General features: G+C 47.9%; 3 protein-coding genes, 1 tRNA gene and 2 pseudogenes. 2 read left to right on the plus strand and 4 right to left on the minus strand.

The window, feature by feature from the left end:
- Positions 1-93 precede the first annotated feature (93 nt).
- A tRNA-Pro gene (locus tag DZ54_RS0116205) sits at positions 94-167 on the minus strand.
- Positions 168-472: 305 nt separating this feature from the next.
- Here DZ54_RS0116205 and DZ54_RS24440 point away from each other — a divergent pair.
- Together DZ54_RS24440 and smrA are read left to right on the plus strand one after the other, a co-directional pair.
- Positions 473-610: a DUF3149 domain-containing protein gene (locus DZ54_RS24440; protein ID WP_025675231.1), complete on the plus strand. Its 138-nt coding sequence runs from the start codon at positions 473-475 to the stop codon at positions 608-610.
- A 145-nt stretch (positions 611-755) separates the two neighbouring features.
- Complete coding sequence (gene smrA, locus DZ54_RS0116220; RefSeq protein WP_025675233.1) at positions 756-1,340, plus strand: DNA endonuclease SmrA; 585 nt, start codon at positions 756-758, stop codon at positions 1,338-1,340.
- A 53-nt stretch (positions 1,341-1,393) separates the two neighbouring features.
- Here smrA and DZ54_RS22705 read toward each other — a convergent pair.
- The 3 genes and pseudogenes from DZ54_RS22705 to ushA all read right to left on the minus strand — a co-directional run bounded on the left by DZ54_RS22705 (position 1,394) and on the right by ushA (position 4,271).
- A pseudogene (locus DZ54_RS22705) lies at positions 1,394-2,010 on the minus strand (LysE family translocator).
- An 18-nt stretch (positions 2,011-2,028) separates the two neighbouring features.
- Entirely contained in the window at positions 2,029-2,502 is a 474-nt protein-coding gene (ybaK, locus tag DZ54_RS0116230) for a Cys-tRNA(Pro) deacylase (RefSeq protein ID WP_025675235.1), read from the minus strand.
- A 96-nt stretch (positions 2,503-2,598) separates the two neighbouring features.
- A pseudogene (gene ushA / locus DZ54_RS22710) lies at positions 2,599-4,271 on the minus strand (bifunctional UDP-sugar hydrolase/5'-nucleotidase UshA).
- Positions 4,272-4,475 lie beyond the last annotated feature (204 nt).

A 4,475-nucleotide genomic window follows, 5' to 3' on the forward strand; every position in this document is an offset into this window, starting at 1 on the left:
TCCCAAACCAGATGCGCTACCAAACTGCGCTATCACGTTAATCTTTTGCGCAGCCAATAGTTCAGACCTCACTCAGCTGTTAGAAKAACTCGGTCGGTGAAGAGGGATTCGAACCCCCGACCCTCTGGTCCCAAACCAGATGCGCTACCAAACTGCGCTATTCACCGACTTATGACAAGTTTTACGAATTGACGTTTGTCTTGTCAAACACTGAGCGATGCAACCAAGTGCATCCCCGCGCTAAGGTCGACCATCATACTCAAGCATCACGAAACCTCAAGCCCTAATCACGTATTTTTTTATCACTCACAGTTAAACGATGAAAGTGACATCAATTGCGAGCAAATTGTGATCGTATCGGTGTTAACAAATGTTGATAAATTGTTCGATACTTCTATTGATCCTGATCAGTATTCAACACAGTTCCTATTGGCATTCTGACCCTACATTAACGGACACGAGGGTACAGACTATGGACTTTTGGCTTGATCTACTTTTCGGCAACGCCGTGGGCTTGTCATCCATGATTGTCATCATCTGTACATTTGCCCTGATCAGTTTCTTTGGCGGCTATTTCGTCTACAAAGTGATGACATCTAAACCTCAGTAACCTGTTTTTATTGCCTACCTATCTTTAAGCAAACTTGCTTAACCTAGTGTTACACGGTTGGTCACAGAGTGTGGCGCTAGGTTTCTTTTTTTATTTTCGTTTATACTGTCCCAAATGACTCCACGACGTAGATGGCCCTGTAGTGATGAGTGATAAAAACGAATTTGAGCTATTCCGAGAAATGATGTCTGATGTGGCGCCAATCGAACAGGACACGGTTGAGGATCTAACTGGACCACACCAGCCTACTGACGCGCAACTTGCCCGCCAGCAAGCCGCGCAAAAGCTAGCTCAAAGTGCACCCGAGTACTTATCATTGGATTATGCCACCATGGTCAAACCCGAGGACGTGATGGCTTACAAACGCGATGGCGTACAAGAGGGCGTATTTCGCAAGCTACGGTTGGGAAAATACGATATTAACGCGCGACTTGATCTGCACAAAATGTCGTTGGAAAAAGCCCGTGATGAAATTCTCCGCTTTCTTAAACAATGCCAACGCATGGATGTACGTACCGTGATTATTGTTCACGGCAAAGGCGAGCGAAGCAACCCACCCGCAATGATGAAAAGCTATGTCTGTCAGTGGCTACAACAAATTTCTGACGTCCTCTGCTTCCATTCCGCTCTGCGGCATCAAGGTGGCTCGGGTGCGCTATATGTGATGCTCAAAAAGAGCCAAGACAAAAAGCTAGAAACGCGTGAGCGACACCTCAATCACCGTGCCTGAACAACAATAAGACTGGCGAGTTGCCAGTCTTTTTGTTTTATTACGTTATTGCTTTATTGCAGCGTAAACACCACGCGTATTGCCAGTGCGATTAACACCACCCCTGACAGCTTATCAACCCACGCGCCGTGATGGCGGATCTTGTCAACAATCGCTGGGCTCGAGAGCAAAAAAGCCACCAAGGTGTACCAAACCCCATCAATCAATAACGGTGTTAGCACAATGACACTGCGACTGAACAAATCGGTGCCTACCGCGACAAATTGACTGAATAAGGCAATAAAGAAGAGCGCAAGTTTAGGGTTGAGCATTGAAATCATTGCGCCATCACGCGCCGCTTCTCCAAGGCTAGCGGTTTTGCCCGCCTCTAGCTTTGCCGCGACGCCTCCTTTGCTTAGGAGCGACTTAATCCCTAACCAGCCGAGATACCCTGCCCCTGCGTAGGCAATGATCGTAAATAATAAGGGAGATTGTTTGAAGATGACCGCTAACCCTAACATAGTAATTAACGCATACAGCCGACGCCAAGCGCATGGGCCCATGAAGCGACAATGCCATGTAGGCGGCTATTCGCAAGGCTATGTTTTGCCATCACGACCAAGCTGGGGCCGGGTGACATCGCGCCCAGCATACAAACTAAGGCTAACGATGCCCAAATGGTCAATGTCATGCTTGTTTATCCTCTTTTTTACTCGCCAATCGCGGCATACTGGCCCGCTGTTAACGCCATGAGATCGTCTGGGGACAGCTCAATTTCTAAGCCACGACGCCCTGCACTGACATACAGGGTGGAAAACTGTTTTGCTGATGCATCTAAAAACGTTGGCAAGCGCTTTTTTTGTCCGAGTGGACTGATGCCACCAACCAAGTACCCGGTTGTCCGCTGTGCTACCTCAGGGTCGGCCATGGTTGCTTTTTTGCCGCCCGCCGCTTTTGCTGCTGCTTTAAGGTTTAGGCTTCCTTTCACCGGCACGATAGCAACGGCAAGCTGTTTACTGTCACCGTTGATACAAAATAACAAGGTTTTAAAGACACGGGCAGGATCCTGCCCCAAGGCTTGGACCGCTTCATCGCCAAAATTTGGATTGTTCGGATCATGCTCATATTGATGAACCGAAAAGGCAATTCCCTGTTTTTCTGCCAATTTTATTGCTGGCGTCATAACGTTTCTCTACTGCTCCGACACCAGGATATCATTACATAAAAAAAGCGGCACCGCACCGGTACCGCTTTATCTTTATCACCATCTTACCCGGTTCTATTTGTAAACAATTTCACCCTGTGGCGCATAATCGTTGACGTCGATGGGGCTGTTTGCTTCAAGGTAATCTTTCAGCACTTCCGCATCGACAAAACCGGTGTTGACGTTACCTGGGTGGCTAGTCAGTTTTGGATAACCGTCACCGCCAGCGGCGTTAAAGCTTGGCACGGTAAAGCGATAGGTTTTATCCATATCAATTGATTCGCCGCCAATTTTCACATCGTGAACGCTGCCGTTTTCAACCACCATTGAAACGCCTGCAAACTGGACATACGCACCTGAATCTACGGGCTTGGTGCCCACAACATTGAGGTAATCCATCACTTCTTTACCGCTCATGTCGGTGTACGTCACCATATTGCCAAATGGCTGCACTTTAAGGACATCTTTGTATGTGATGTCGCCAGCGATGATCGAGTCACGCACACCACCTGAGTTCATCACCGCAAAGTCGGCATTGGCGCGTTCCATGTGCGACTTAGCAATTAAACGACCTAGGTTGGTTTGCTGGAAACGCACCACATTGCGATCCCCTTCTAGCTTGCCGTTACTCTCAGCAATCTTAATGTTAAGCTTCTCTTGGCCCTTATCTTGATACGGCTTCAAGAAGTCATACAAGGCTTGGTCTTTCTCAATCTCATCTTGAATAAAGACGCGTTTCTTCTCACCATCGACCTTGATTTTTTTCTTCAGGTTCACTGGGATCAAGTCGTAGCTGACGAGATTTAAATCGCCATTCTGGAATTCAAACTCCGCCTTACCAACGTATTTACCCCATTCATGGCTTGCATGATCCATGCACCGTTTTGCTGGTCTGGGGTACACGCATCACCTGGCTCGAAACTCTCGTTATACGTGTTCGGCTCTTCCATACAAACCGGCTCTTGTGAGTGGCCGCCGATGATAAGGTCAAGGTCACCATCATCCATATAGCGCGCCAACGCCACATCACCCGGTGCGTTTACACCGCTTTTGCCATCGGCATAGTGGCCCATGTGTGTGGCGGCGATAATGATGTCAGGCTTTTCGGTTTCTTTGAGTTTGGCGATCACTTTCTTCGCTTCCGCTTTCGGATCACGGAAATCGAGCGAGCCAATGTATTCTGGGTTACCGATCTTAGCAGTATCTTCTGTGGTCAAACCGACCACGGCGATTTTCAGGCCGTTTCGCTCAAACATCTGGTAGGCTTGGAATTTACGCTCGCCCGTTTCTTTGTCGTAAATGTTGGCTGACAGCATCGGGAAGTCGGTCCACTGCATTTGCTGCTCTAGCACGCTCAATGGGTTATCAAACTCGTGGTTACCAATCGCCATGGCGTCGTAACCGATTCGCGTCATCCCTTTAAAGTCAGGTTCAGCTTGCAACAAATCAGACTCTGGGACACCGGTATTGATGTCACCGCCTGATAGCAGTAGCACTTCACTGCCTTCGGCTTGAGCCTCTGTGCGTAGATCATCGATCAGCGTTTTGCGCGCAGCCATGCCGTATTCGCCGTAGCGGTTGTGCCAGAAACGACCGTGATGATCGTTGGTATGAAGAATGGTGAGTTTATAAGTGGTATCTGGTGCCCAACCTTGCTCTTGTGTCTCAGAGCCCGAGTTGGCACACCCTGCCAATGATGCAATTAGCGCAGCACTAACCGCTGCCTTTAAACAAAGACGTTCCTTCATGATCATAGACCTTTTTAGCGAGGGATAAACCACCATCGACATCATTGTCGGTGGTTAGAAAACGCTGTCTAGTCTAAAAGAATTGTTGCTATAACGCTGAGCCATTTCATATTTTTGTTGCAATGATCACCATACACTTACCAAAAATAGTTACTTTGGTGATCAGGGCAAAATTTCCTAGAGCTAGCTCTAACCAATAAATAA

The sequence above is a fragment of the Salinivibrio socompensis S35 genome, from assembly GCF_000513715.1.
Classification (GTDB): domain Bacteria; phylum Pseudomonadota; class Gammaproteobacteria; order Enterobacterales; family Vibrionaceae; genus Salinivibrio; species Salinivibrio socompensis.